The sequence below is a fragment of the Sphingorhabdus sp. genome (genome assembly GCF_044357595.1).
Classification (GTDB): domain Bacteria; phylum Pseudomonadota; class Alphaproteobacteria; order Sphingomonadales; family Sphingomonadaceae; genus Sphingorhabdus_B.
The window spans coordinates 1-4,302 of the sequence record NZ_JBIKPH010000166.1 but is presented as its reverse complement, the minus strand read 5'-3'; the positions used below and the strand labels follow the sequence as shown (position 1 = coordinate 4,302).

Sequence of the window (4,302 nt, the reverse complement as noted above, 5' to 3'; positions counted from 1 at the left end):
CGATGGACCAAGCCACCGCTAACGCGACCAAGGGCCTCTCGCCGCCTGATCGTGCGCTGGCGATCGCGATTGCGCAGGAAACTTTGCGCTGGGCGGTTGATCTCGACATTTTGATCGACAGCAAGACAAAGCAAGCGCTGCCCGATGATTCCAAAGCACGGATGGTGCTTCGCCTTGCGCTGGCCCAGATTTTGCGTCTCGGCACGCCCGCCCATGCGGCCATTGCTACTGCGCTGCCTTTGGTCGACGGCGGGCCAAGGCGGCTGGTGCATGGCGTTCTGGGGTCGCTTCTACGCGCGGAAGTCACGTTACCTGAACTCCCGTCACTGCCTGAGGCGGTGATGATGCGCTGGCACCCCGCATGGGGTGACGACATGGTCGCTGGCGCGCAAAAGGCCTTGTCCGAACCACCGCCACTTGACCTTGCCTTGCGGGAACCTGCGGCAACGGACGCTTGGGCAGAGAGATTAAATGGGGTGAGCCTGATGCCTGGCCATGTCCGGCTGCCGCGCGGTACCGCGGTGGAGGAGCTTGACGGCTATGATGAAGGCGCGTGGTGGGTTCAGGATCTCGCGGCCAGCCTGCCTGCGCGGCTTTTGGGCGATGGCACTGGAAGGCGCGCGCTTGATTTATGCGCGGCGCCCGGTGGTAAGACCATGCAGCTTTCAGCCGCTGGCTTTGCCGTCACGGCATTGGACAACAGTGCACGGCGTATGGACCGGTTGATGTCCAATCTGGAACGCACACAGTTAAATGCGGAGCGCGTGAACGCCGATGTGATGGACTGGAAACCGGCGCATCTGTTTGACGCGATTTTGCTCGATGCGCCGTGCAGCGCCACGGGCACGATACGGCGGCACCCCGATGTGTTGCAGCGTATCGACCTGAAAGCGATTAACAATCTCGCCGCGATCCAAAGTGCGATGTTGGACCGCGCGGCCGGATGGTTGAAACCCGACGGTACTTTGGTTTTTGCAACCTGCTCGCTGGAACCGCATGAGGGGGAGGCACAGGCCGAGGCGTTTCTGGCGCGGCATCCGGAATATAAAACGCAACCCGTGACCGCAGACGAACTGCCCGTCGGCGTGGTCGCAAACGCAGATGGACATGTCCGCACCATCCCACCAATGCTGGCTGAACAAGGCGGCCTAGATGGCTTCTTTGTGGCGCGTTTCACGCACGCCGTATAACGCCCATGACCGCGCCAACGCTCACGACACAGCGGCTTTCCATCGAACCTATGTCGCGCGCCCACTGGGAAGACTACGCAGCCGCATGGGCTGACCCGCGCATGACTGCGTTTATCGGCGGCGAACCGCGCAGCCGCAATGTCAGTTGGGGCAAAATGCTTCAGGGCATCGGCCTATGGTCGCTTTTTGGCTATGGCTATTGGTCATTCTTGGAACGGGAAAGCGGGCGCTTTGTCGGCAATGGCGGGCTCGCGCAATTTGAACGCGGCATTGCTGCGCTGGAAGACCTTCCTGAAGCTGGCTGGGCCTTCACGCCCGATGCTTGGGGCAAGGGCTATGCCACAGAGGCGATGACGGCGATCTTGGATTGGGCCGATGCGCAGGCACTGGGTGAAATTCGTTGCATTATCGATACGGGCAACGCCGCCTCGCACAATGTCGCACGCAAGCTTGGCTTCACCAAATTTGCGGAGTCACATGACATTATCGGCGACCTGTTCATTTATCGCCGTAGGCCGCGCATTAGCGAGTGATAAGCTGTGTATAACGCGCCGCGTTGCCTTGCCCGTACGGGCCCCAGCGTCTAAGCGATTTACATGACCAGCGCCGTCCGCATTGCGCCATCGATTTTGTCAGCTGACTTTGCGCGGCTGGGAGAGGAAGTGCGCGCGATTGATGCGGCTGGTTGTGACTGGATCCATGTGGATATCATGGATGGGCATTTTGTCCCAAATATCACCATCGGCCCCGCCGTCGTAAAGGCGCTGCGTCCGCATAGCGCCAAGCCGTTCGACGTACATCTGATGATATCGCCGGTTGACCAATATGTTCAGGATTTTGCCGATGCAGGGGCTGATATTATATCGTTCCATCCAGAGGCTGGGCCGCATCCGCACCGCACCGTGCAGTTGATCAAGTCACTTGGCAAAATGGCGGGCATCGTGCTTAATCCACATACGCCAGCAAAGATGCTCGATTATCTGATCGATGACGTTGATCTCATTCTGGTCATGAGCGTGAACCCCGGTTTTGGTGGGCAGAGCTTTATTTCCAGCCAGCTGCGCAAGATAGAAGCCATCCGCAAAATGATCGACAAGACGGGCCGCGACATCCGGCTTGAGGTCGATGGCGGTATTACCACCGACACCGCTCCACTTGCTATTTCGGCGGGCGCGGACACGTTGGTGGCGGGCACGGCAACGTTTAAAGGCGGTGCGGACCATTATGCAGCCAATATCCGGGCGCTGAGGGGTGAATGACCGGCGCGTTTGAGGACGGCACGGATCAACGGCAGACGGCCTTAATCGTCAGACCCAAAGGCGCGGGCCAAAATATTCTCGAACGCCTTTCTCTCCAATTCTATAAATTGACATGGCGTACGCCGCTGCACAGCGGGCGGTTAAGAGGCAAGGTACCGCAGCGCTTGCTCGCAGTGCCGCAGGACCCGTTGGAGGGAAACCCTGCCCGCGGTCAGTCTTTGCGCATTGGTAAGTTCCATTATCAGGGTTTTGAGCAAGCATTTTGCGATCTGGATTATGACAAGCTCGATCTGCAGCCATCGCTGACCGATTATATTCACCGCTTTGATTGGTTGCGGGATCTGGCGGCTGTGACGAACCGGGGTGAAGGTGCGCCCGTTGCGGCACAGATTGCGGATGCGTGGTTGCTGGCCAATGGCATGAAGACGCGCGAGCCAGCATGGCGGGTCGACAATTGTGCTTGGCGGCTTTTGAACATGGCGGCTGGCTCGCCCTATTTGCTCAGTAGTAATGAACCCATTTATCGCGCCCGCGTGATCAACCATTTCGCGCGTGTTGCGCGCCATTTGGACCAATCGGCCCCAAGGGCGCAAAGCCACTTTGCCAAAACAGTGGGCTGGGCGGGGGTTGTGGCTGCATCGCTGCTTTTGCCCGAAGGCAAAATCCGCCGCGCAGTGGGTGAGGACGGGCTAGCAGACTCCTTGCGGGCAACAATATCCCCCGATGGCGGTGTCGTGTCGCGTTCGCCCATCCAGTTGATGGAGCTCATCGGCATGTTGAGCCTGTTGAAGAAATGCTATGTCGCGCAAGGCGAATTGGCCCCCGATTTTCTTTTAGACGCATTGGGGCGCGCGGTGCCCGCCTTGCTTGGCCTGACGCATGCCGACGGCGGTCTTGGCGCTTGGCAGGGGTCTGCACATATCGCGGCGGACCGCATCGACGCGCTGGTTGCCGCCAGCGAAGTCCGCGCGCGGCCACATAGGCAAGCGCTTGATTGGGGATATCAGCGCGTGTTGGCGGGCAAATCTGTGCTGCTGCTGGACGCAGGGCCACCACCGCTCGCGCGGCAGTCTGCGTCGGGTTGTGCCTCGACCCTCGCGTTCGAACTTTCGCATGGTGCGCAGCGGATCATTGTGAATTGCGGCGGCGCGGCTCTCGTCGGGGCGATGATACCCGCGGCGTTGGCCCGGGGGCTTCGGACGACTGCGGCGCATTCCACCTTATGCCTGAATGATACCAATTCGACCGCGATCTTGGCAGGTGGGCATCTTGGCAAGGGCGTTGCAGAGGTCGAACTTGAGCGCCGCGACATTGAACAGGCGACGCGTATACAGGCAAGCCATGACGGCTATGCCAAAAGCTTTGGATATAATCATTCGCGCGTGCTCACCCTGCGCTCCGATGGCATGGAACTGCGCGGTGAAGATACGCTGTTGCCGCAGGCGAAGCCTAAGGACAATGTCGCTATAGCTGTTCGTTTTCACCTTGGACCTGATATTGAAATTGTGCCGTCGGATAAACCACAGACCGCTCTGCTGCGCATGGCCGATGGCAGTAACTGGGTGTTTCTCACCTCGGGCGGCATGCTGACCGTCGATGACAGCCTTTGGGTGGATCAAAACGGCCGCCCTCACCCCACCCGCCAACTTGTGATTGCTGCCGACACAGGTAAAGGCGGCCTCCATATAAGCTGGCAACTGCGCCATTTAGGATAGATATATGCAAGACGTCGTGATTAAACGGGCCCTATTGTCGGTGTCCGACAAGGCTGGGTTGGTTGAGCTTGGCCACGCGTTGGCTGCGCGTCATGTGGAATTGGTATCCACAGGTGGCACCGCCAAAACGCTGCGTGC

At 59.4% G+C, this 4,302-nt stretch carries 4 protein-coding genes; all 4 read left to right on the top strand.

What is annotated here, in order from left to right:
• Positions 1 to 2 precede the first annotated feature (2 nt).
• The 4 genes from ACIQ2T_RS12180 to ACIQ2T_RS12165 all read left to right on the top strand — a co-directional run bounded on the left by ACIQ2T_RS12180 (position 3) and on the right by ACIQ2T_RS12165 (position 4,164).
• Positions 3 to 1,190, top strand: coding sequence for an RsmB/NOP family class I SAM-dependent RNA methyltransferase (locus ACIQ2T_RS12180; protein ID WP_397591047.1), 1,188 nt, complete (start codon positions 3 to 5; stop codon positions 1,188 to 1,190).
• A gap of 5 nt (positions 1,191 to 1,195) precedes the next feature.
• Entirely contained in the window at positions 1,196 to 1,723 is a 528-nt protein-coding gene (locus ACIQ2T_RS12175; RefSeq protein ID WP_397591046.1) for a GNAT family N-acetyltransferase, read from the top strand.
• A gap of 63 nt (positions 1,724 to 1,786) precedes the next feature.
• Positions 1,787 to 2,449 carry a ribulose-phosphate 3-epimerase gene (rpe, locus tag ACIQ2T_RS12170; protein ID WP_397591045.1) on the top strand — a complete coding sequence of 221 codons (663 nt, stop codon included), beginning with the start codon at positions 1,787 to 1,789 and terminating at the stop codon, positions 2,447 to 2,449.
• Positions 2,446 to 4,164: a heparinase II/III family protein gene (locus tag ACIQ2T_RS12165; protein ID WP_397591044.1), complete on the top strand. Its 1,719-nt coding sequence runs from the start codon at positions 2,446 to 2,448 to the stop codon at positions 4,162 to 4,164. Before rpe ends, ACIQ2T_RS12165 begins: the two co-directional genes overlap by 4 nt.
• The last annotated feature ends 138 nt before the right edge of the window (positions 4,165 to 4,302 follow it).

What these genes read in the sequence shown, in the direction of transcription:
- ACIQ2T_RS12180 (WP_397591047.1), top strand. Translation starts at nt 3, where the DNA reads ATGGACCAAGCCACCGCTAACGCGACCAAGGGCCTCTCGCCGCCTGAT.
- ACIQ2T_RS12175 (WP_397591046.1), top strand. Translation starts at nt 1,196, where the DNA reads ATGACCGCGCCAACGCTCACGACACAGCGGCTTTCCATCGAACCTATG.
- rpe (WP_397591045.1), top strand. Translation starts at nt 1,787, where the DNA reads ATGACCAGCGCCGTCCGCATTGCGCCATCGATTTTGTCAGCTGACTTT.
- ACIQ2T_RS12165 (WP_397591044.1), top strand. Translation starts at nt 2,446, where the DNA reads ATGACCGGCGCGTTTGAGGACGGCACGGATCAACGGCAGACGGCCTTA.